The following is a 22,705-nucleotide window of genomic DNA, read 5'->3' on the forward strand; positions in this document are numbered from 1 at the left end:
GGTAATGGGGATGAAGCTGGATCAAATAACGGTCCGGCAAATGAAAGGCGTGAGTGCTCAGAAAGAATTAGAGCTTCACGCCTTTGGCGTTCATACGATCGCGGATTTGCTGGATTATTTTCCGTTTCGATATGAAGACTATCGCATTCGGAGCTTAGAGGAAACGAAGGATGGGGAGAAAGCGACCGTTGAAGGCAAGATTATGGGCAATCCGCTCTTGCAGCGGCTCGGCCGCGCTAAGACACGCTTAACCTGCAAAATCGTAATTGACGGAATATTAGTGACAGCCGTATGGTTTAATCGACATTTTCTACAGGATCAGCTGGTTCCGGGCCGGGATATCGTTCTGACGGGCAAATGGGAGCAGCAGCGGCTTCAGATTACGGTATCGGAGTCCGAGTTCCCTGATAAAGGCGCTTCGCGCTCAGGGACTCTTCAGTCCGTATACTCCGTTGGCGGCAGCGTAACACAGCCATGGATACGCAAAATCATGGCGCAAGCGCTGCTTCAATATGGGCCGATGGTGGAAGAGATTCTGCCTGTTGAATTGATGGACAAGCATGGCCTCATGCTGCGCAGAGATGCAGTGAAGCAGATTCATCAGCCCGAGGATATCGCGCAAGGGCAGGCGGCTCGTCGCCGACTCGTCTACGAGGAGCTGTTCTTGTTCCAGTTAAAGCTGCAGGCGTACCGCACCATTAATCGTAAACGAATGGATGGTGTCGCCCATGTGGTGGATGCGGAATCGATTCGGGTTTTCGTGCGGACACTGCCCTTTGAGCTGACAGATTCACAGAAGAAGGTTGTTAACGAAATCCTGATTGATATGCGTCATCCTTCCTGTATGAACCGCTTGCTGCAGGGGGATGTCGGATCCGGTAAGACGGTCGTAGCGGCGATTGCGCTGTTTGCCGCTTACAAAGCTGGCCACCAAGGGGCACTGATGGTGCCGACGGAGATATTAGCGGAGCAGCACTACCGTTCCTTACAGAAGCTTCTAGGCGGTGTAGGGCTGCAGGTAGCGCTGCTAACAGGCAGCTTGACGGAGAAGAAACGGCGGGATGTGCTGGCGGGGCTGCAAATGGGGCTGATTGATGTGATCGTCGGCACGCAGGCGATTATTCAGGAAGGCGTTAATTTCCGCAGTCTGGGTTTAGTTGTAACGGATGAGCAGCACCGATTTGGCGTTAACCAGCGAAGTGTGCTGCGCCGCAAAGGGATGAATCCGGATGTGCTGACGATGACAGCGACACCGATCCCGAGGACGCTTGCCATTACGGCGTTCGGCGACCTTGATGTATCTACGCTGCGGGAACGTCCGCAGGGTCGTAAGCCGATCCAGACAAATTGGGTGAAGCATAATATGCTGGAACGCGTGCTTGGATTTATTCGGCGCGAGGTGGAGGCTGGGCGCCAGTGTTATTTTATATGCCCGCTCATCGAGGAATCGGAGAAACTGGATGTGCAGAATGCGATAGATTTGCATATTCAAATCCAGCAAGCATTCCCAGATCTGAAGATAGGCTTGCTTCACGGCCGACTCTCAACTTCGGACAAAGATGAAGTCATGCGCGCATTCAGCGAGAATGACGTGCATGTGCTCGTAGCAACCACTGTCGTCGAAGTCGGTGTCGACGTGCCGAACGCTACTCTGATGGTCATTATGGATGCGGAAAGGTTTGGCTTATCTCAACTCCACCAGTTGCGCGGGCGCGTAGGTCGTGGCGGCCATCAATCCTACTGTGTCTTAATAGCTGATCCGAAGTCGGAGATCGGTCGTGAACGGATGAAAATCATGACGGAGACGGATGACGGCTTCGAGGTATCGAGACGGGATTTGGAGCTGAGGGGACCCGGGGATTTCTTCGGCACGAAGCAAAGCGGTGTACCGGACTTTAAGCTTGCCGATATGGCGGCCGACTTCGCCGTGCTCGAGGAAGCCAGGGACGATGCGGCTGACATCACGGCGAAGCCGGATTTCTGGACGGAAGCGGCCTATGCCAGAGTACGCGAGCTGCTCAAGAAAGAGCAACTTTTTCAAGGGGAACTCTTGGACTAGTTTTGAAAGTGGCTGTCTCAGCATATAGTACAACGAATGGCTTTAAGAAGCCGACGGAGGTGCTAGCCCTAAGATGAGCTACACGAAATATGGTATCCGGCCTGAGTTGGTCGAGCGTGTAAAGTTGAAGATGAAGAATCCGGTCGTGAAGGATCGTATGAAGATGCTGTTAAATGGTGTTTCCAAATATGATTTACAGGATCGCACGAAAGTGAAGAAGCTGGTGAAGACGTCAGCCGGCATCTTGCAGGAGTCTCTTACGGAACAGCAAGAAGAGCAATTAATTGCATTCGTACTAGGTCAGAAAATCGATCCTTCCAACACGCTCCATCTTATCAAACTATGGGCTATGTTCCGCTGATCCTTGGATCGGCGGATTTTTTTTGCTTCCATCCTGCGCGATCAGATGGGAGCGATACACGATGCATCATCATTCGCAACACTGCCGACCGTTTTGCCGACCGGATAGGCTTCAAGCAGCTCGGATGGAAACGGGGAGAGCAGCTCGTTAAGCTTCTGTTGATCTTGAATTGAACGGTCAAGCCACATCGCCTCATGCTCTTCATGGAGGATTACAGGCATCCGGTTATGGATTGGAGCCATCAGCTCATTAGGGGTCGTTGTCAGAATGGTACAGGTACTCAGTTTAATCCCATCCGGGGACACCCAAGTATCATATAACCCGGCCATGCTAAAGAGCTTGCGGTCGCGCTTCACGATGCGCATCGGCTGCTTGTCCTTCTCATCCTGTCGCCATTCATAGAAACCGTCGGCCGGTATGATGCAGCGTTTGCGGCGAATAAGCTGCTTGAAGGCAGGTTTCTCCCAGACCGTTTCGGCGCGTGCATTGAGCATTTTGTTGCCGACCTTAGGACTGTCTGCCCAGGAAGGAACAAGGCCCCATTTGAGCTCGCCTAGCCGGTTTTGCGTGCCGTCACCAACGATGGCGAATACCATCTGACCGGGGGCGACATTATATTTGGGCTGAGGATAAGGCACATTCGTGGAAGAAATCCAATAACGTAACATTAGCTCTTCCAAAGATACTGTAATCGTATAACGTCCACACATCGTCTGCTAACCTCCTGCACCTATTCGTCCTATTCTCCTCAGTATACTACGGGCGGCTAATTGATTGTAGAGAAGCCCATACTAAATCGTATACCCGTGGACAAGAAGAAACGAATGTCGCCCCATCATTGAAAGGAGTGACGAAGCGCATGGAGCATCAAAGCAGCACTAACCATTCTGTAATGAAGCGTATCCTACTTGGCCTGCGAAGTTTGCCTGCACGCATTGTTGCTTATCTAGCGGCAAAGCGGCATGCGAAACAGGCTTCCTCGAAGCTGGCTCAGCATGCGATTCCAATGGAGCTTAAGCAAGAATTGGTCCGAGAGCTGAGAGCGGGTTGGAAGTCACAAGGCGAGCAGCGTCCCGAAACGCCTATTGAACCCTTATCGGAGTTATATAACGAACAGGAACGTACATGGATTCACCGGATTCGCCATGAGACGGAGATTGCCAATCAGAATAATGTGACTCGTACGGAGGCGTACCGCGCGGTTTATTTTCGCTGCCCTGAGCTGCACTGGGCGCTGCTTGCGCATGTGGTTTCCCGCAATGGCGGTTGGAATATGACCGACCTGCAGGGGGAGCTGCTGCCGCGGCTGCTTGACCGCGCCTATCGCAAACAGACGTTTCTTCTGCTGGAACGTGCGAACGCTATGATTTTTCAAGATGCTTATCCTCAGCTGCTGCTCTACGAAGCATCACGGAAGGAAGGGCGTGAGCTCTTCTCGTTATTGCCTGCATTTGGCGTGTCTGGCTTCATGCGTCCGGTTTGGTCGCAGTTCTGGCGCCGCAAAGATCCAGCGATTCTGACCACCGCACTGATTGTGAATGAGCAGCATGTCATCGAAGCTCCTCTTGTTCGCAGTACCTACTTCAAGGAGCATGTCTTGCGCAAGCCTGCATTTCTATTGCAGACGCCACTCCAAACCAATGCTGTATTTATGCCCTATGGCGCGCCGAACGAAGGAGCGATGAAGCTTGCGGGGCTCGTGCTTGAGAATTTCCGCAATATCGAGGAGAGAATTGAATTCGGGAAGCGATTGTATGCCATTCTATATGGCGTTCCTGAGGTACATCGCGGTGTACTGGCATTCGTGCGAGCCGTACACCACACCGGCTCAAGAGCCGATTATGCCCCGCATTTATTTACGAAGCAATTGCGATCCCAATCGACGAGAAGTTATGTAGAGAAGCTGGATGGCTGTAAACTGAAGCGCAGAGCAAAGAAGTTTGCCAGTCCGGAGCTGACTGCAGCCTGGCAGGATATACCCGTAGAAATAGGCAGCCGCGAAGATTGGTTTCAGGAAACCAGCGAGGTGGAACGATACTTCGAACAGCTCCCGATGCCGGAGGTTTTTGTCATCTCCGAAGAGCACTGTCTCGCGATTAATAAGATCGAGTTAGCCGTGCTGGCCGCGCAGCAGTTGAAGCCGAGCACGGCACATGACAAAAGGCGATAGAGAGCTGCTGCATGCAGCTTGCCTCTATCGCCTTTATTGTCGCGCTCTGAAGATTAAGATTTACGTTGCAGCAATTCCCAGCGGTACACGTATTCGAACAGAAACTCGAACGCTTCCAGATGGCGTTTGGCTTCAAAAGCGTTCGCGCCCCAAGCGTAAATGCCATGCTTCCGCAGCATGATACCGGGGATGCGTGGATCAAGTCGTTCCGTAACTTCCGGTACGATGCTCGGGATATGCGTGAAGTTGGACACGATCGGGATATCAATATGGGCATCATCTTCCCATATATTGAATGCTTTAATAAGCTCAACACCGTCAACAGGAATCGATTTACGCTCCCAGAAGAGCTCAGAGACGATGCTGTTATAGACGGAGTGGATATGGAAAATAGCGCCGCAACCCGTTTGACGGTAGATTTCACAGTGGATCAACGTCTCAGCCGAAGGTTTGAGCCTGGTGGGCTCGCTCGGCTTGCCCGCTTGATCGACGAACAGGAAATCCTCAGGTGTCGACAGCGACTTATCCTTGCCGCTTGCCGTAATGGCAAAGTTGAAATCCTCCGGCGAGTAGTCGCCTACTCGAATCGAAAGATTGCCGCTCGTTCCCGGGAACCAGCCACGGGAAGCGAAGAGGCTCTTCACCTCCGTTAGTTCTGCAAGCACGCGCTGCTTGTCTTCTAATGCGATATGTGCAAATGACATGGTTAAGCGGTCGCCTCCTGCAATTTCAGTACGTCGAGGACGTCATGGAACGTCTTGAACTCGTGATAAGAAAGTCCGAGCTCTTTGCATTTCTGCGTCAAATGTGAGCGGGCGAAAACCACGTCAGCAAGCTTCGCTCCTTCAAAATCCGTCACGCTGTCGCCGATAAGAATGCGCTCATACTGACCTTTAGGGAAGCGGCGAATAATCGTTGTTTTGCACATGCCGCAGTCGGTCTTGCATTCGCCATCGCAAGGGTGAGGCCATGTAATTTCGATCTTATCTCCTGAGAAATCACTGCCGTTGCAGTAGATGTGATTCACCGGAATGTTAAACTGCGCAAGAAGCGGGTAGACGAAGAAGTCGATGCCGCCGCTCGTGACGTAGAATTCGATATCGTTATCTTTGCAATATTGCAGCAAATCGGCAAAACCTGCACGGATGACAGCGTTGGAAATGGCATAGTCGACCACTTCTCGTTTCATCGAGGAAGGCAGCAGTCGGAACAGCTCGCCGACTCCTTGACGAATCGTCTTGCGTTGTCCGACGATGTCGTTTACGATCGCTTCCCAGCCGGGAGGATTGAAGTGTTTGATAATGGCAACGATGTTATCGTTCTCTGTAATGGTGCCGTCAAAATCACAAAAGATCACGCGCTGTGGGGATCTGGATGTCGTGTTAGTGTTCATGCTCATTATTCCTTGTACCCCCAGCTGTCAATCGCAGCTTGAAGCGCTTCGTTGCCGGGCTTCGCAGCTGCTTCAGGCAGTGATATGCCTGCTCTAGCAGCTTCAATCGCCATGCGGAACGCTTGTCCGCCGGAGGCTGTTCCCATCGGATGTCCGTGGATGCCTCCGCCTGCATTGACGACGACATCGGTGCCGAAGTCGCGCAGAATAAGCGGGACTAGTCCGGGATGGATGCCAGCAGAAGGGACCGGGAAGCTTGGTGCTACCGGCAGGGCGGGGTCGATCAATGCGGCTTGCACGGCTAAGTTCTCTTCGCGCGGCATGACGACAGAACCGTACGGTGAAGGGAATAGTACAAGATCCGCACCAGCTAATCTCATGAGCTTGCCCAGCAGCAAAGGTGCGGCGATGCCGTAGTGCACGGAAGGGTACAAGGCGCCGGCCATTGCAGGGTGAGCCGCAATCGGCACCGAAATTTCCGGATCGATGCTTAGCTCATGCAGCACGTCGTATCCATAAGCGAGCACATTGAACAGAAGGGCATTCGCCCCTGCGTTGATTGCCTTCTTCGCTTGCGAGGCAAGCTTCGATGTTGGACCGGTCAAGTTGACGGCATACAGAAGCTTCTGCCCTGTTACCAGTTCTGCTTGACGGGCAGCTTCCATACAAGCTTCAACCCGTTTCTCAAGCGGAGTCAGCGGGTTCTCGAATAGGATCTCATCATCCTTGATCAGGTCTACGCCGCCAAGCGCTTGCTGATAGAACTGCTCGCGCAGGTTAGGCAGATCATGACCGATAACGGATTTAAAGATGCTCATTAGCAGTGGACGCTCGTTAGCCCCTAGCAGTTTACGTACGCCTTCAATACCGAATTTCGGTCCGGGAAATGCTGAAACAAAGCTGCTTGAGAAATCGAGATCAAGCAGTTTGATTTTGCCGTCCATGGACAGCTTTCCGAATACCGTAACGAGCAGGGCAGGGAGGTCACGGCTGAAATTCACGTCCGGATAGGCGATGCGAAGATCGGCATAACGCTCTCCAGGTGCCGAGCCTTCATGAACGTTCACGGAAATAACGCGTCCAAGATGTTTCTCCATCTCGGCTTTACGCGCTTCCGGCAGATCCGTCCAGCTTCCGACCGTCAGGCCGACAGCAATGCCCTGTGCTTTCTTATGAAAATCCGCTTTGTCATCGTAACAACGATAAGTTGCTATACATACAGCTTGATCACTCATGATGTCGCTTTCCTTTCAATCTCTGCTCCCATTTCCGCAGCACGCTCTGCAGCACGAGTAATCGCACTAATAACGGCTTGCGAGAAATGGTTAGCATCTAGTTTTTCAATTGCAGCTTGGGTCGTGCCGTTAGGAGAGGTCACTTTGCGTCGCAAATCAGCCGGGTTCTCCCCAGTAGCTTTCACCATATGTGCGGCTCCTAGTACGGTTTGAACAGTCAGCTCACGTGCGGCTTCTTCAGTCAGACCAAGCTCGCTGCCAGCAGCAATCATAGCTTCCATTAGGTAGTACACATAGGCAGGACCGCTGCCGGACAATCCTGTAACAACCTCAAGCAGCTGTTCTTCCACAACCGCGGTTAAGCCAACCGCTTGAAACATCGTCTCAGCGAGGTCACGCTGATTGCCCGTGACAGAAGCAGAGAAGCTGACGCCGGTAGCTCCAAGTCCGATCGTGCTCGACGTATTCGGCATCGTGCGTACAATCGCCATCGGTTTGCCGAGTAATGTTTCCAACGTGCGAATAGTCATGCCGGCAATAACCGAGATGATTAATTGACCCGGATGCAGAAGATCGCGCACTTGAAGGATCGCTTCCGCGGCATCCTTGGGTTTCATCATGAGAAAAACAATATCCGCTTCCTGCAGCATGACGGATTTCTCCGCTTCCAGAGAGGATGTATTCACGCCGTACCTAGACGTGAGTTCTTCCATTCGCGCAGCGTTTTGCCGATTCATCATGCTGATCTGACCCGGCTCGGTCAAGCCGCGGTCAAGCAGTCCGCGAACCATCGCTTCGGCAATGGAGCCTGCACCATAGAAACACATTTTAAGCGATCCGATTGCAGTTGAAATACTAGAAGATGAAAGTAACGTCATGATCGTGAATCCTCCTGTTCTATCCGCGTATTTGTCCGCTGCCGTAAATGCGGAATTTGGTTGAAGTCAGTGCAGGCAGACCCATTGGTCCTCTGGCATGAAGCTTCTGGGTACTGATGCCGATTTCGGCACCGTAGCCAAATTCGAAGCCATCCGTGAAACGGGTGGAAGCGTTATGGTAGACCGCAGCCGCATCAATCTGCTGCAAGAACTGATCCGCGTTCTCTTGATTCTCGGTGACGATGCATTCCGAATGCATCGTGCCGAATTTGCTAATATGCTGCATGGCTTCATCTATGCCGGAAACGATATGAATATTCATAATGTAATCATTATATTCCGTCGCGTAATCCGATTCGGTTACAGCATTTGCCTCAGGGACGATAGCAAGCGTCCGTTCACAACCGCGGAGCTCGACATTAGCTGCAAGGAAGCGTTCAGCCAGTTCACGAAGATGGCGTTCGGCGAAAGCTTCATGGACAAGCAGCGTCTCCATAGAGTTGCAAACAGAAGGGCGCTGAACCTTAGCGTTGAAGGCGATATCCGATGCCATCGCAAGCTGCGCGCTGTCGTCCAAGTAAGTATGACAAACGCCGGCTCCTGTTTCAATGACGGGAACGGTCGCATTTTCAACAACATTTCGAATTAATGATGCGCCGCCGCGAGGGATTACGACGTCGAGCAGGCCATTTAACTTCAACATTTCGTCAACGGAAGCACGCGATGGGTCCTCAATCAATTGGAGGGCATCAGCAGGCATGGAAGTGGAGGCAAGCGCTTCGCGAAGGACTTCGACGATACGGCGGTTGGATTCCAGCGCAGCAGATCCACCGCGAAGGACGACGGAGTTGCCTGTCTTGAGACAAAGTCCGGCTGCATCGACCGTTACGTTGGGGCGAGCTTCATAGATCATCCCGATCACACCGAGCGGAACCGTGATTTTGTCGACGCGCAGTCCGTTAGGACGTTCAAACGATTCCAAGGTAAGGCCTACAGGATCGTTCAGTTGCACGACTTGGCGAAGACCTTCGGCGATATCTTCCACACGTGAAGATGTAAGCGTCAGTCGGTCAAGCAGCGATTCGCTCGTTCCGTTTACGCGTCCACGTTCAATGTCGATTCGGTTCGCTTGAATAATCGAATCTTGATGACGGATCAACGCATTTGCCATTTCGAGAAGGGCTTCATTCTTCTGATTCGTCGTTAATCGGTTCATTATACCCGCTGCTTGTTTGGCAAGGGCGGCTTTCTCCCGTACTTCGCTCATATGGTCTCTCTCCCTCATAAGTCCTGTCGTCTAAGATCTAAGTGTGACCCACTCATCACGGTGGATGACTTCTATTCGAGTTACTTCAACACGTCTGCGCACTTCTTCCGTACTTAAGCCGGCAACGGCTTGCACCTGCCAAGCGGCATAGTTCACGACGCCGCGGCCAAGCGATTGCTGCTGTTCATTGTACACTTCAACGACATCGCCGGGATGAAAATCGCCTTCAATGGTTCGTATCCCGGCTGGCAGCAAGCTTTTGCCGCCTTCGAGCAATGCTCGTTCCGCACCTTGGTCGACGAAGATACGGCCTTGCGGCATGGAATGGAAGCCAAGCCACTGTTTCTTTGTCGTCAGGTTGTGCTGGCTCGTTTCGAAATACGTCCCTTTGCCGATTCCGGATACGGCGAGATTCAAATCGCCGGGCTCCACGACGCGGCCGATAAATACCGGAACACCGCCGCGCATCGCGATACGTGCTGCTTCAATCTTCGAACGCATCCCGCCGGTTCCGACAGCGGATCCTGCACCGCCAGCGACGCGCAGAATGTCATCGGAGATTTGCTCGACACGATCGTAACGAACGGCATTCGGGTTCTTACGCGGATCTTCCGTATACAGGCCATCCATGTCGGTCAAAATAATAAGCCGCTTCGCTTTCACAAGATTGCCGACAAGCGCAGATAACGTATCGTTCTCGCTGAACTTCAATTCATCCGTTGCGACGGTGTCGTTCTCGTTCACGATCGGAAGCATGCGCCGATGGAGCAGCTCTTCTATGGTCATCAGTGCATTCTGAATCCGTTTGCGATTGGAGAAATCTGCTCGGGTCAGCAGAATTTGAGCAACGCCAATGCCGCCATTGTTGCCGTAGGATGCGAAGGCTTCTTGATAGGCCTGCATAAGCAGGGCTTGACCGACGGCCGCGGCCGCTTGTTTCTCGTGGACGAGCTTCGGACGGGTATGATAGCCGATTTTCTTGAATCCGGCGGCGATGGCACCGGAGGTGACGAGCAGCACTTGGTAGCCTGCTTCATGGAGGGCAGCGAGCTCATGCGCGAAGAAGGCGATTCGTTCCCGATTAATGCCGCCTTCATCGGAGGTTAAGGAGCTGCTGCCGATTTTGACTACAATGGTATCTGTCATATGTCTCCCCGAACCTTTCCTAGAAAATAAAAAAAACTCTCATCCTTGTATATATACAAAGGACGAAAGTTTAACTTCCGCGGTACCACCTTTATTAACGGCTATGTTTGGCATGCCGTTCCGCTTTCTTAGACCTGATAACAGCAGGTCGCTGTCCGACTCATCGCCGGCCGTTCCGGGGAAGGTTTCTGCAGCAATAACGGTAAATTCTCACAGCGAACGAATTTACTCTCTGTCGCATTGCGGAGTGCATACTTGGCCCCATCAAGACGTTAATGGTTTTTAATTAAAGAGAATCATACCATGTTCTGCCTGGTACTGTAAAGCAAAGAAAAGCCCATAAAGACGGGCTTTATGGGCGGAGTATAAATTATTTTTAGATTATTCGAACAGACCCAGTTTGCCGATGCGGTGAATCGCTTCTTGCAGCCGTTCTTCTGAGGCAAGCAGTCCAAGTCGCACGTAATTTTCTCCATGCGTGCCGAACCCGACTCCCGGTGCTAATACGACATCGGCTTTCTCCAGTACGAGATCAGAGAAGGAAGAGGAGGTATAGCCTTTAGGCACTGGCAGCCAGCAGAAGAAAGAACCGCTTGGCTTCGCAGCCTTCCAGCCAATCTCGTCCATCGCGCCGAATAAAGCATTGCGTCTGCTCTCGTAAGCAGCAGCAAGATCGGTCACGCATTGCTGCGGGCCGGTAAGCGCAGCGGCTGCAGCCGCTTGAATGCCGCCGAACAAACTGCAATAGTAATGATCTTGAATGAGATTGATCAATGAAATGATTTCGGTATTGCCAAGGGCAAAGCCGACACGCCAGCCGGCCATATTGTACGTCTTGGACAGCGTATAGAATTCAACGCCGACTTCTTTGGCTCCAGGTGTTTGCAAGAAGCTGACAGGTTGTTTGCCGTCAAACCCAATTGCGCCATAAGCAAAATCACTCGCAACGACGATGCCGTGTTTGGCAGCGAATTCCACGGTTTGCTTGTAAAATTCCGGATCAGCTGTGGCCCCGGTCGGATTGTTCGGATAATTGATGAACATAAGTTTCGCTTTATCCGCAATAGCCGGAGATACCGCACTGTAATCAGGTAAAAAAGCATTGTCAGACGTCAGCGGCATATATTCCATCTTACCGCCCGCAAGTGCAACCCCGGACCAGTAATCCGGATAGCCGGGATCAGGCACGAGGCAGATATCGCCGGGATTCAGCAAACATTGGCTAATTTCGATCAGACCTGTTTTGCCGCCGAACAAGATGGCGACTTCTTTCTCCGGATCGAGGTCGACGCCATAGTCTTCTTTATAACGCTGCGCGACCGCTTGTTTGAGAAAAGGATATCCGCTGAAAGGCGGATAACGATGATACATCGGGTTCGGAGCTGCGTCTTGAAGTGCAGCTACGATATGAGGCGGTGTAGGCTGATCCGGATTGCCCTGCCCCAGATTGATGACATCGCGGCCTTTGGCTGCTTGCGCGTTGGCTTTGCGGACAAGTCCGGCAAAGAATTGTGCCGGCAAACCGGTCATCCGGTCTGCCGGATTGATTTGAACTGTTTTTATTCCATCCATTGTTATCACTCCACCGTTAATCTAACCCTAAATGTAGCATAATGTTGGAATGAGTGTCGAGCGCCCGGTTCCTTAAGCGGCGAGGTGGAGTGAGCCTAGCGTGTTGCTGGATAAACCTCTTACAGATCCATCGCTTTGAGGAATGGCTTGATATTGGCTTTGAATTGAAGCAGATACGGCTTGCGGTTCTCGTCAAAAATAAGCAGCAGCTGCGGTTTCTTCGGACAATAGAACAGGAACACATCCTGTGTCATGACCTGCAGTGCTCCTGCTTTCACAGCAGTCGGTTGGTCAAGCGGGATGCGGAACACATAACCGCATTTATCTTCGGCTTGCAATCTTGGCGACATGCCTGTAACGGAATTCAGCCATGACTTCGCATAGCCTTGAAACTCGGCATTGTTCGGGACGCTCTTCACAACTTTGCCGGCAACGACATCGAAAGCCTGAACTGGCCGCTGCATGGTATCGTGGTCATCCAGTGCTCCGGCGCTGACTACAGCAGGAAGAACCAGAAACAAAAGCAGTGCCAGGGCGGATACGATTTTTGTACTCCATCTTCTCATTTACGCAGTCTCCTTAATCGGTACAGGATGGTTTCCTCCTTACAGTGCCCATCTTGACAGCGAAGCATGAGACGATATGATTAGGTAAAACTGAGCAATTCAGGAGGCAATCGAATGAGTGAGAGGAAATTAAAGCTTGCGATCGTGCAGATGCACGTTGATGCGGGATATCCCGAGGCGAATTTTGCAAGGCTGGAGGAAAGACTGTACGAAGCCGTTCAAGGGCCGGATAAGCCTGATTTGATCATGTTCCCGGAGATGTGGAATACCGGTTACGCGCTTGAGCAGATCGATCAGATTGCGGATCAAGATGGAGAGCGCACGAAGGCGCTTCTGTCAGCTTTTGCCCGTGAGCACCAGGTTCAAATTATCGGAGGTTCCATTGCGGAGAAACGCGAAGGCGGCGTTTATAATACGATCTATGCGTTCAATGAGAACGGCGAAGTGGTATCGGACTATTCCAAAATTCATTTGTTCCGTCTCATGGATGAAGAAAAGCATCTGAAAGCAGGGGAGAAGCTCGGCACGCTCGAAGTGGCAGGCTCTGAAGCAGGAATGATGATCTGCTACGACATCCGGTTCCCGGAGCTCGCGCGCAAGCTCGCGCTTGGCGGTGCTAAAGTCTTGTTCGTTCCGGCCCAGTGGCCCAACCCGAGATTGCATCATTGGCGGACCTTGTTAACAGCCAGAGCCATCGAGAATCAGATGTTTGTTATCGCATGCAATCGCTGCGGAACGAGCGGAACGAGTTCATTCTTCGGGCATTCCTTAATCATTGATCCATGGGGCGAAATTGTGGCAGAAGCGGGAGAAGACGAAGTCATCATGAGAGCGGAGATCGATCTGAATCTCGTCGACGCCGTCCGCGCCAAGATTCCGGTATTCGAAGACCGCCGTCCTTCACTTTATTAATGTAGCTTTCATCGTTTCAATAAAAGCCTCGGCCGCTCTCGAGAGATAGCGGCCTTTACGGCTTGCAATGACGAGCGTACGGATCGGTGTGGGAGCAGAAAGCGGCAAATAGACAGGCGTTCGTTCATCGACTCTATCCCTTATGAGCATCTTTGGCACGAATGTGATCCCCATTCCAGCGGCAACGAGAGATTGGATGGTTTCGATGTTCGTGCTCTCGAATACGATGCGCGGCTCGAAGCCTGCTTGTTCGCACAGCTCCATTACATTTTGCCGGAAGCCTTGGCCTTTCTTCAACACGATAAAAGGTTCGGCACTTAAGTTTTCGATGTGAATCGGATCATTCATCTTTGCAAGAGGATGATCAGGAGGAACTGCCAGCACGATTTCCTCTTCAATGATGGGAACCCACTCCAGTGACGGCTCGAATAGAGGCAATGCAAGCAAGCTGAGGTCGGTTTGGCCGCTCGCGGTTAGTTGCTCCAGCTTGGAAGGTGTATCTTCGACAAGGACGACTTCGATTTCGGGATACCTTTTATTAAAGATAGGCAGTACGGTTGGCAGGACGTGTGAGCCGGTAATGGATAAACTGCCCACAACGAGCTTCCCTTTGCGCATATGAGCAAGGTCGTCGAGCTCCTGTTTCAATTGTTCGATGTTGTCTAAGATATTCTGCGCTTTATCTACAAACACCGCGCCTGCATGTGTAAGCTCAACGGAGTTTGTGGTTCGGCGGAATAGGAGCACGCCGATTTCCTTCTCCAGCTTCGACAGCTGCTGGCTGAGCGATGGCTGAGCGATATGCAGTTTCTCCGCTGCGCGCGAGAAATTCTTCTCTTTGGCAATTTGGATGACGTATTGCAGCTGGCGAAATTCCATGATTGACCACTCCAGAACCAAGTTTTAACATGATTTATCTTCATAGGCCGTACCTATTGCTGTTATAGATATTATATCTTAGATCAATGAAGAAAGAAATGTTATGATGGCTACATTGAATTATTGCTACGAGCAAATGAACTTATGAGGTGAATATAATGACGAAAAGAACGATGTTTGAGAAAATTTGGGATAATCACGTCATTCATTCGGATGCAGGTAAACCGAGCGTAATCTATATCGATTTGCAGCTTGTCCATGAAGTAACTTCTCCGCAAGCGTTTGAAGGTCTTCGTATGTCTGGCCGCAAAGTTCGCCGTCCTGATCTGACATTCGCAACAATGGACCACAACGTACCAACGAAGGATCGTTTCAACATTACAGATCCGATCTCGAAGCAACAAATCGATACGCTGACTCAGAACTGTAAAGACTTCGGCGTAACATTGTTCGACCTAGACAGCATCGACCAAGGTGTCGTTCACGTTATGGGACCTGAGCTTGGCCTTACGCATCCGGGTAAAACAATCGTTTGCGGCGACAGCCACACTTCCACGCACGGCGCTTTCGGAGCTCTTGCTTTCGGTATCGGTACTTCCGAGGTTGAGCATGTTCTTGCAACGCAGTGCTTGCAGCAGTCCAAAGCCAAAACAATGGAAATTCGTTACACAGGCAGCCGCAAACCCGGCGTAACCGCTAAAGATATGATTCTTGGCGTTATTGCCAAATACGGTACGGATTTCGGTACCGGTTATGTAATGGAGTTCACGGGCGAAGCTATCCGCAGCCTGTCGATGGAAGAGCGTATGACCGTTTGTAACATGTCCATCGAAGCAGGCGCACGCGCTGGCTTGATCGCTCCTGACGAAACTACGTTCAATTACCTGCGCGGCCGTGAATACGCACCGCAAGGCGAAGCGTTTGATCGTGCAATTGCCGTTTGGGCTGACCTTGCGACAGACGAAGGCGCTGCGTTCGATACCGTTCTTGAATTCGATGTAGACTCCTTGATCCCGCAAGTAACTTGGGGTACAAGCCCGGGCATGGGTACTGACATCACGAAGAACGTACCGGTACCTGCCGAGCTTCCAACGGAGAACGAGCGTAAAGCAGCTGAGAAAGCACTTGAATATATGGGACTTACTCCTGGTACGCCAATGAGTGAGATCGACATCGACTACGTCTTTATCGGTTCTTGCACCAATGGTCGGATCGAAGATTTGCGCGCCGCTGCTGAAATTGCAAAAGGCTATAAAGTAAGCGACCGCGTTACAGCGATTGTTGTTCCGGGTTCGGGCCGCGTTAAGATTCAGGCTGAGAAAGAAGGCCTTGATGTGATCTTCACGGAAGCAGGTTTCGAATGGCGTGACGCTGGCTGCTCCATGTGTCTTGCGATGAACCCAGACGTTCTGCAACCGGGTCAACGCTGCGCATCGACATCCAACCGTAACTTCGAAGGCCGTCAAGGCCGCGGCGGACGTACGCACTTGGTTTCCCCGGCAATGGCCGCAGCAGCTGCGATCATGGGTAAATTCACAGACGTTCGTGACTGGAAAATCAAATCCGAAGTATTGAACTAGCAAGAGAGACGAGAGGAGTTAACGATCATGGAAGAATTTAAACAGCTAACGGGTCTTGTTGCCCCGGTAGATCGTGTTAACGTAGATACAGATGCAATCATTCCTAAACAATTTCTGAAGCGCATTGAGCGCAGCGGGTTCGGCCAGTTCCTGTTCTTCGAATGGCGCTGGGATGAGCAAGGTAACGTAATCGATTCGTTCAGCCTGAATCAACCTCGTTATCAAGGTTCGGAAGTTCTGATTTCCCGCGCTAACTTTGGCTGCGGCTCATCCCGTGAGCATGCGCCTTGGGCGATTCTCGATTATGGTTTTAAAGTGGTTATCGCGCCTTCGTTCGCTGATATCTTCTATAATAACTGCTTCAAGAACGGCATTCTTCCAATCCGTTTGAGCGAAGAGCAAGTGGAAGACTTGTTCCAACGCACGACGAAGACAGAAGGCTACAAGCTGAATGTTGACTTGGTAAACAAAACGCTGACAGATGATGCCGGACTGCACATCGACTTCGACCTCGATGAGCACCGCCGCCAATTCCTGCTTCAAGGCCTTGATGACATCGGTCTTACGCTTCAGCACGAAGATAAAATCTCCGCGTACGAAGCAAGCCGCGTCGCGTTTTAAATCACATAAGGACATAAGGCAGCCCCAATCATCGTTTGATGATTGGGGCTGTTTTTTTATTTTTTCGGCGTTTTCGCGGCCGGGGGAGACTGAGAGTTCGGAAATTGAACTCTCAGCTTAACCATTCTGAGGAGCTCATTGTTAAATAAACCGAAAGCGGATATACCGCTCTCAGTGTCCAAACTAACCCATTTACTCCGCTGAAAGAGGCATATCCGCTATCAACCTCGCACCCCCACAAAACCGCTCTTTCACGCACCATTTTTGCATTGTGAGCGCTGTCTGAACTAGATAGTTACATTTTTCCTGAATACGCAACTTTTTCTGACAAGCTGCGTCTAATCATTGTCTACAGTTATCGTCGAATTCAGGCGGGCTGACTGGCGAAATAAATCGTTTTAGAGGTGAAGGATGAAGAAGTTTGTGTCCGCTGTGTTGCTGTTGTCGCTCTTGATCTCTTTGTTCCCCAGTCTCGTGGGAGCAGCGGAAGCACCAAAGCTTTATCTGAATGGAAAACAGCTTCAAAGTACTGCTGAGCCCCGCATTGTTGGCGATTCGACACTCGTTCCAATTCGAACGGTGACGGAAGGGCTTGGTTTTGATGTGGCATGGGAGAAGCCGAATGTAACCATCTCCAACGGCGAAACAAACATGGTACTGACAATTGGCGGTAAGAATGCCATAGTGAATGACCGGGAAGTCTCTCTAGACGCGCCAGCTCTCAATACAGACGGCTCAACGATGGTGCCGCTGCGTTTTATAAGTGAGCAGTTCGGGTTAAGTGTATATTGGGACAAGCCCTCCCGCTCTGTACATCTCTTTCAGCAAACCGTAGTGACTCCGCCGGTTGTAGATCCACCGACCGAAACGCCGGACCCGGGAACGAATCCAGGAGACGGTGAAGGGCCGATCGTAGATCCACCGTCAGATACTTCTGCAAGTCTCAAATCAATCGAGTATAATGGTTTAGGCAGTATTTACCTAGCCTATGAAGGCGATTTCAAAGATGTCAAAACTGAGGTGCTGCATAACCCGGAGCGTGTTGTCATCGACCTGCCTTATATGAACTTTAATTCTGCTTTTACGCCTGCCTTCACGCAGCTGAACAGTTCGACTAAGCTTGGCGAATTATTGATCGATTCGCATCCGACACTTCAGAAGGTGCGGTATTCCTATTATTCGGACAAGCCGGATACAGTTAGGGTGGTACTGGACCTACTAGCGCCTACCAATGTCCAGACCGTCAAAGAAGATCAATCCATTCGTATTGATGTCTTGGAGCAAACCGGTCCACCGCCTGTTACTCCGCCGGTAACGCCGGGGGATAAGATTTATAAAGTAGTGCTCGATGCAGGTCATGGCGCGAAAGATCCCGGTGCACTTAGCGTAACCGGACGGCAGGAGAAGGAATACAATCTTGCCATCACGTTAAAGGTCAAAGCGCTTCTTGATCAAGAAGCGAAGATCAAGCCGTATCTTACACGTTCCAACGATACTTTCGTGGAGCTTGATGATCGCGCAGCTTTTGCAAACAATCTTAAAGCGGATTTGTTTATCTCTTTCCATGCTAACAAGACGGAAAGTGCAACGGTATCGGGCTCCGAGACGTATTACTCACGCGGGGACAGTATCGCTTTGGCGAAGGTCTTGCACAAGTATTTGGTTCAAGGGACAGGCTTCAAGGATCGTGGAGTAAGACAAGCGGATTTCAGAGTCATTAAGAAGACGACAATGCCAGCCGTATTGCTTGAAGCGGGTTATCTCTCTAACAGTGGAGACACTTCCGTACTCTTCAATGATGCGAAACAGAACAAGATTGCTGCGGAAATCGTAGCGGGTATTAAAGAATATTTAAAACTAAGCTAGGAGAATGCCGATGAAACGTCATATTACTACATCATTATTATCGGTAATCGTTGCAGCCGCACTTATCGTACCGCTTAGCGCTTGCGGCAATCGTACAGAATCGCTGACGCAAGGCGGCGGAGCGGTTCAAGAACAGCCGGCAGATGGAACTAACAATACTTCCAGTGAACAAAATCAAGATCAGGAACAAGAAACGAACAATGTTCAAACGGAGCCTGCTCAGCCGGAAGAACCTGCACTTGTTAAAGAGCAGATATCTGTATTCTATACGGACGACGATATGATGGAGCTCCATGAGCAGAAGTCGGATATCGAATTCGCTGATCCGAAGGACAAGCTGAAAGTGATGTTTACTGCACTCCAGAAGGATGGAGCAAAGGGCGAAGCTTCGTTATGGAAACATGCCGAGCTGCTGAGCGCGAAACAAGACGGAGCTGCCGTCACGCTTGACCTTCATTTGCCTGATGAAGCCAGACTAGGCGCGCCAGGCGAAATGCTTGCCATTCAAGCACTGACTCGCACCTATTTCCAGTTGCAGGATGTTACGTCCATCGATCTATTGGTTGATGGTGAAGCAGTCGATAGTTTAATGGGCCATGAAGAAATCGATCATCCCATTACTAAACCATAAGGAGGAGCTCACAGAATATGCCGCAGCAGAAGAAATGGGTTAAAGTGGTTTCATCGATGTTGGTTTTCTCAGTACTTACAGGGTTTTCTGCAGTAGGCGGTTCGTTAGCGTATGCGGATTCAGCTTCGACTTCACGATTCAGCGATGTGCCTGCCGGCCACTGGGCAGAGAAGCATATTGCCAAGCTCGCCACACAAGGGATCGTAAAAGGAACAAACGGAGCTTTCAAACCGGCTGATAACGTGTCGCAGCAGGAAGCGATCGCACTTGCCATCCGTTTTATCGGCAAAGAGCAAGCGGTTAAAGTGGATGATGCTATCGTCTTCCCGGATACGTTTGAGGTCAGCACTTATTTTAAACCTTATATCATTCTTGCTTTTCAAGAAGGTTTGCTAGACCAAAAGGCAGAATTCGAACTGGCTGAAGCGAATCCGAGCTCTGCGTGGGGAACGCAGAAAGCAACGCGCGAATGGATTACGAAGCTGATCGTGAAAGCGATTGGCAAGCAGAAGGAAGCCGAAGCGCTTGCGAATGATACGATTAGCTTCTCCGACGGAAGCAAGGTAGGTTCGGGTTACAAGGGTTATGTGAATGCTGCCGTATCCTTGCAGTTGATCAAAGGAATTACAGCAGATCGTTTCGATCCCAAAGGATTCATTACTCGCGCGTCTATCGCTACCATCTTCAGCAGAGCAGAAACGCAATTCCCGGTTACATACACGGGACAGCAGACCGCAGTGATGACTAGCATAGATGCAACTTCCGTTCATCTGTATCAGAATGATAAAGAATCGGCGATTGAGATGACGCCGGATACTTACGTGTACCGCTTCGATTCCGAGAAACCTGCCAAGGTGGCGGATCTTGAAGCCAATACGAAGCTGCTCGTGATCTCGAGCGGGAATAAAGCACTTTACGTCGAGCAGCTTGATGCTGCAAAGCAGGTTGAGAAGCTTAAAGGTACCGTAGATCGCGTCCTAGTTAACGATAGTAAGATCTGGGTATGGATCAATGATGAGCCTGTTGCCATCACGTATAACAGCACAACTGTTGTGACAGATGGAGCGGGTACAGTCATTAAACCGAGCGCACTTGCGAAAGACAGCGAAGTGGAGATTACACGCGATACATACAGAACGAAACCACAAGCGATCTCCATTAAAGTGCAGTCTGCACCGATTAACAATAATGCGCAAGGTACAGTCAGCGCGGTTGATACGTCTGCGTCAGCTGTAACTGTGAAAGACAGTGTAACCGGAACGGAGTACAAATTTAATGTCTCGCCGCAAGTGGATGTGATCTGGCAGGGACAGATTTTGGACGGCGGTTTGTCGCAGCTTCGGGTTGGCGATGCCATTTCATACGAAGTCAAGAATTCGATCGTGACCAAGATCACGATCACACAAACGTCGGCCAAGCTCATTCGCGGAGAATTCTATTCTGCGAGCAGTGACGGCAAGACGATCCAATACGTGAAAAATGCAGGAACTGCACAAAGCGCTTTGGAAGCGAAGTTTGTATCCATTCTGGCCGATGTTACAATCGATGGCCTGACAGGTACGACTATCGCTGACCTTGTTAAAGGAGATATCCTGGATATCTCACTGAATTCGAGCGATCAAGTAGTTGCGATCAAAGTCGTGAATCGTAATGTAACATTGATGATTGGCGCAACGGTTCGAAACTATGAACCGGACACGAGAATTTTGGATTTTAAAGATAAAGACGGTAATCCGATGTCGGTTTACTTGACGGACAAAACGAGGATCGATCTAAACGGATCAACGGTTGCCGTAAGTGCTGCAGGATCGCTGCTGGCCAAGAACAGGAAGCTGACGATCGGAGTAACCGATAATAAAGCGGTCCTCATTCAATTCGTATACAAATATAGCGGAACCGTGGCAGCCATTAATACAAGCCAAGTTTCGATCACGCAGAGTAACGGAGCTATCATTACTTTGCCGCTAGAGCTGCCGAATTCCATTGAAATTGCCGGTAAAACATCTTCTACGATTGCAGATGTCAAAGTAGGCGATACCGTTACAGGACTGCTGAACGCGAATCAAGATAAAGTGATCACGCTGCAGGTGCATACGTCCTTGCAAACGAGCGTTTACGCAGCTGAAATTGCAGGCAAACGTTTGAAAGTGAAAACAGCGGATGGTTCAATCCTTGATTTGAATGCGTCAGTGTTGGACATTTACAATGAACTCGGCAATAAGATTACGCTTTCTGATCTTAAATCAGGTCAAACCGGTAATGTTCAATACGTCGGCTCGAGTCCCGTTTCGTATAAACTTGTTAAAGTCACCTATGGCAAGCTGACGGGTGTAAATACAGGTTCCATGACGATCGTTGATAGTACCGGGGTTGTTTCTAGCGTGACGCTAGGCGATTCGTATACCGTTGTAAAGAACGGACTTACAGGCAGCTCCACTGCGGTTCTTCAAATCGGAGACCGTGTTGAAGTGAAGAAGGATGCTAAAGACCGCGTCTTCGTAACGGTAAACAGCGGTATCAGCAAGAAGTTCTGGAAGTATAACGCCGCTACAGGCGAGCTTTCTGTTAAGCGAGCTACTCTCACAGAATTAAACACGTATACTGTAACGTCGACTACAAAAGTTACCCAAGGCGATCAGCAAATTTCGATCGCTCAATTGAAAGACGGCGATGCGCTTCTGCTGTATTTCTACCAGAACGTATTGGTCGAAATTGCGAAGGTGTAAGCACAACATGAATGACAGATGTCCCGGTGAAATCTGCCGGGACATTTTTATTTTGCAATTCTGTGAAATCCTGCACAAATTCAATCATTTAAGGGTCATTTGCGGTTGATTAATGCGACAATATTCGCTACACTTTGATTCGATGGTTCAATTAGGAGTGAGAGATCGGTTGAAGGCGAAAGAGAAAATGGATCATTTTTTAGGTGTGGTCGGTGAAATGTTCCCTGACGCACATTGCGAGCTCCATCATCGCAATCCGTTCGAGCTAACAATCGCAGTTCTGTTGTCTGCGCAGTGCACGGATGAAACAGTGAATAAAGTAACAGCGGATTTGTTCCAGAAGTATCAGACGCCGGCTGATTATTTGGCTGTTCCACTCGATGAGCTTGAGCACGACATCAGGCGGATTGGACTGTTTCGCAATAAGGCTTTGTTTATCCAGAAACTATGCCGGATGCTCATAGATGACTATGGCGGAGAAATACCGCAGCAGCATGAGGAACTGACGAAATTGCCGGGCGTAGGCCGAAAAACCGCAAATGTAGTGGTATCCAATGCATTTGGAGTACCTGCAATTGCAGTGGATACGCATGTGGAGCGTGTATCCAAGAGGCTTGGTTTTGCCAAGGCTGATGATAGCGTGCTTGAAGTCGAGAAGAAATTGATGAAACTCGTTCCGCGAGCGTTGTGGACCGAAACTCATCATCGATTGATTTTCTTCGGGCGATACCATTGTAAGGCTCAGAATCCGAATTGTCCGGTTTGTCCGATGCTAGATGAATGCAAAGAAGGCAAACAACGTATGAAACCTGCTCTAAACCGAAAGGCTAAGTAATAAGACGT

At 50.4% G+C, this 22,705-nt stretch carries 20 protein-coding genes; 10 read left to right on the forward strand and 10 right to left on the reverse strand.

Features of this window, described 5'->3' with window-relative positions:
- The first annotated feature begins 10 nt into the window (after positions 1-10).
- Positions 11-2,059 (forward strand): ATP-dependent DNA helicase RecG, encoded by a 2,049-nt coding sequence (recG, locus tag BLW29_RS08705; protein ID WP_090978273.1) that lies wholly within the window; start codon positions 11-13, stop codon positions 2,057-2,059.
- Positions 2,060-2,132: 73 nt separating this feature from the next.
- Positions 2,133-2,420 (forward strand): stage VI sporulation protein F, encoded by a 288-nt coding sequence (locus tag BLW29_RS08710; protein WP_090978275.1) that lies wholly within the window; start codon positions 2,133-2,135, stop codon positions 2,418-2,420.
- Positions 2,421-2,461: 41 nt separating this feature from the next.
- Here BLW29_RS08710 and BLW29_RS08715 read toward each other — a convergent pair whose 3' ends face one another.
- Positions 2,462-3,130, reverse strand: a complete 669-nt coding sequence (locus BLW29_RS08715) for an SOS response-associated peptidase (protein WP_090978276.1) — start codon at positions 3,128-3,130, stop codon at positions 2,462-2,464.
- Positions 3,131-3,279: 149 nt separating this feature from the next.
- Here BLW29_RS08715 and BLW29_RS08720 point away from each other — a divergent pair, with 149 nt between their 5' ends.
- Positions 3,280-4,590 carry a DUF2515 family protein gene (locus BLW29_RS08720; protein ID WP_090978278.1) on the forward strand — a complete coding sequence of 437 codons (1,311 nt, stop codon included), beginning with the start codon at positions 3,280-3,282 and terminating at the stop codon, positions 4,588-4,590.
- A 53-nt stretch (positions 4,591-4,643) separates the two neighbouring features.
- Here BLW29_RS08720 and mtnB read toward each other — a convergent pair whose 3' ends face one another.
- From mtnB to BLW29_RS08760, 8 genes are all read right to left on the reverse strand, one after another.
- A complete protein-coding gene (mtnB, locus tag BLW29_RS08725) occupies positions 4,644-5,294 on the reverse strand; it encodes a methylthioribulose 1-phosphate dehydratase (RefSeq protein WP_090978280.1) in 651 nt (216 codons plus the stop codon).
- A 2-nt stretch (positions 5,295-5,296) separates the two neighbouring features.
- Positions 5,297-5,989 (reverse strand): 2-hydroxy-3-keto-5-methylthiopentenyl-1-phosphate phosphatase, encoded by a 693-nt coding sequence (locus BLW29_RS08730; RefSeq protein ID WP_305728482.1) that lies wholly within the window; start codon positions 5,987-5,989, stop codon positions 5,297-5,299.
- Entirely contained in the window at positions 5,989-7,218 is a 1,230-nt protein-coding gene (locus BLW29_RS08735) for a 2,3-diketo-5-methylthiopentyl-1-phosphate enolase (RefSeq protein WP_090978282.1), read from the reverse strand. Before BLW29_RS08735 ends, BLW29_RS08730 begins: the two co-directional genes overlap by 1 nt.
- Positions 7,215-8,096: a pyrroline-5-carboxylate reductase gene (proC, locus tag BLW29_RS08740; RefSeq protein ID WP_177186542.1), complete on the reverse strand. Its 882-nt coding sequence runs from the start codon at positions 8,094-8,096 to the stop codon at positions 7,215-7,217. Before proC ends, BLW29_RS08735 begins: the two co-directional genes overlap by 4 nt.
- Before the next feature lie 19 nt (positions 8,097-8,115).
- Positions 8,116-9,363 carry a glutamate-5-semialdehyde dehydrogenase gene (locus BLW29_RS08745; protein WP_090978284.1) on the reverse strand — a complete coding sequence of 416 codons (1,248 nt, stop codon included), beginning with the start codon at positions 9,361-9,363 and terminating at the stop codon, positions 8,116-8,118.
- 30 nt (positions 9,364-9,393) lie between these two features.
- Positions 9,394-10,509, reverse strand: a complete 1,116-nt coding sequence (gene proB / locus BLW29_RS08750; protein ID WP_090978286.1) for a glutamate 5-kinase — start codon at positions 10,507-10,509, stop codon at positions 9,394-9,396.
- A 381-nt stretch (positions 10,510-10,890) separates the two neighbouring features.
- Positions 10,891-12,081: a pyridoxal phosphate-dependent aminotransferase gene (locus tag BLW29_RS08755; protein WP_090978288.1), complete on the reverse strand. Its 1,191-nt coding sequence runs from the start codon at positions 12,079-12,081 to the stop codon at positions 10,891-10,893.
- A gap of 119 nt (positions 12,082-12,200) precedes the next feature.
- On the reverse strand, positions 12,201-12,647 hold the full coding sequence (locus BLW29_RS08760) for a hypothetical protein (RefSeq protein WP_090978290.1): 447 nt from the start codon (positions 12,645-12,647) through the stop codon (positions 12,201-12,203).
- 114 nt (positions 12,648-12,761) lie between these two features.
- Here BLW29_RS08760 and BLW29_RS08765 point away from each other — a divergent pair, with 114 nt between their 5' ends.
- Positions 12,762-13,559 (forward strand): carbon-nitrogen family hydrolase, encoded by a 798-nt coding sequence (locus BLW29_RS08765; RefSeq protein WP_090978292.1) that lies wholly within the window; start codon positions 12,762-12,764, stop codon positions 13,557-13,559.
- Here BLW29_RS08765 and BLW29_RS08770 read toward each other — a convergent pair.
- On the reverse strand, positions 13,548-14,438 hold the full coding sequence (locus BLW29_RS08770; RefSeq protein ID WP_090978294.1) for a LysR family transcriptional regulator: 891 nt from the start codon (positions 14,436-14,438) through the stop codon (positions 13,548-13,550). The two genes, BLW29_RS08765 and BLW29_RS08770, sit on opposite strands and share 12 nt — an antisense overlap.
- Positions 14,439-14,596: 158 nt before the next feature.
- Here BLW29_RS08770 and leuC point away from each other — a divergent pair, with 158 nt between their 5' ends.
- From leuC to nth, 6 genes are all read left to right on the forward strand, one after another.
- Positions 14,597-16,018, forward strand: coding sequence for a 3-isopropylmalate dehydratase large subunit (gene leuC / locus BLW29_RS08775; RefSeq protein ID WP_090978296.1), 1,422 nt, complete (start codon positions 14,597-14,599; stop codon positions 16,016-16,018).
- 27 nt (positions 16,019-16,045) lie between these two features.
- Positions 16,046-16,639 (forward strand): 3-isopropylmalate dehydratase small subunit, encoded by a 594-nt coding sequence (gene leuD / locus BLW29_RS08780; protein WP_090978298.1) that lies wholly within the window; start codon positions 16,046-16,048, stop codon positions 16,637-16,639.
- A 411-nt stretch (positions 16,640-17,050) separates the two neighbouring features.
- Positions 17,051-18,505 carry an N-acetylmuramoyl-L-alanine amidase gene (locus BLW29_RS08785; RefSeq protein ID WP_090978300.1) on the forward strand — a complete coding sequence of 485 codons (1,455 nt, stop codon included), beginning with the start codon at positions 17,051-17,053 and terminating at the stop codon, positions 18,503-18,505.
- A 10-nt stretch (positions 18,506-18,515) separates the two neighbouring features.
- Complete coding sequence (locus BLW29_RS08790; RefSeq protein WP_177186543.1) at positions 18,516-19,136, forward strand: GerMN domain-containing protein; 621 nt, start codon at positions 18,516-18,518, stop codon at positions 19,134-19,136.
- Between the two features lie 17 nt (positions 19,137-19,153).
- A complete protein-coding gene (locus BLW29_RS08795) occupies positions 19,154-21,862 on the forward strand; it encodes an S-layer homology domain-containing protein (protein WP_090978304.1) in 2,709 nt (902 codons plus the stop codon).
- A gap of 187 nt (positions 21,863-22,049) precedes the next feature.
- Positions 22,050-22,697 carry an endonuclease III gene (gene nth / locus BLW29_RS08800; protein ID WP_090978480.1) on the forward strand — a complete coding sequence of 216 codons (648 nt, stop codon included), beginning with the start codon at positions 22,050-22,052 and terminating at the stop codon, positions 22,695-22,697.
- Positions 22,698-22,705: the final 8 nt, after the last annotated feature.

Origin of the sequence: Paenibacillus sp. CF384, from assembly GCF_900106745.1 — a bacterium.
GTDB lineage: Bacteria > Bacillota > Bacilli > Paenibacillales > Paenibacillaceae > Paenibacillus_Z.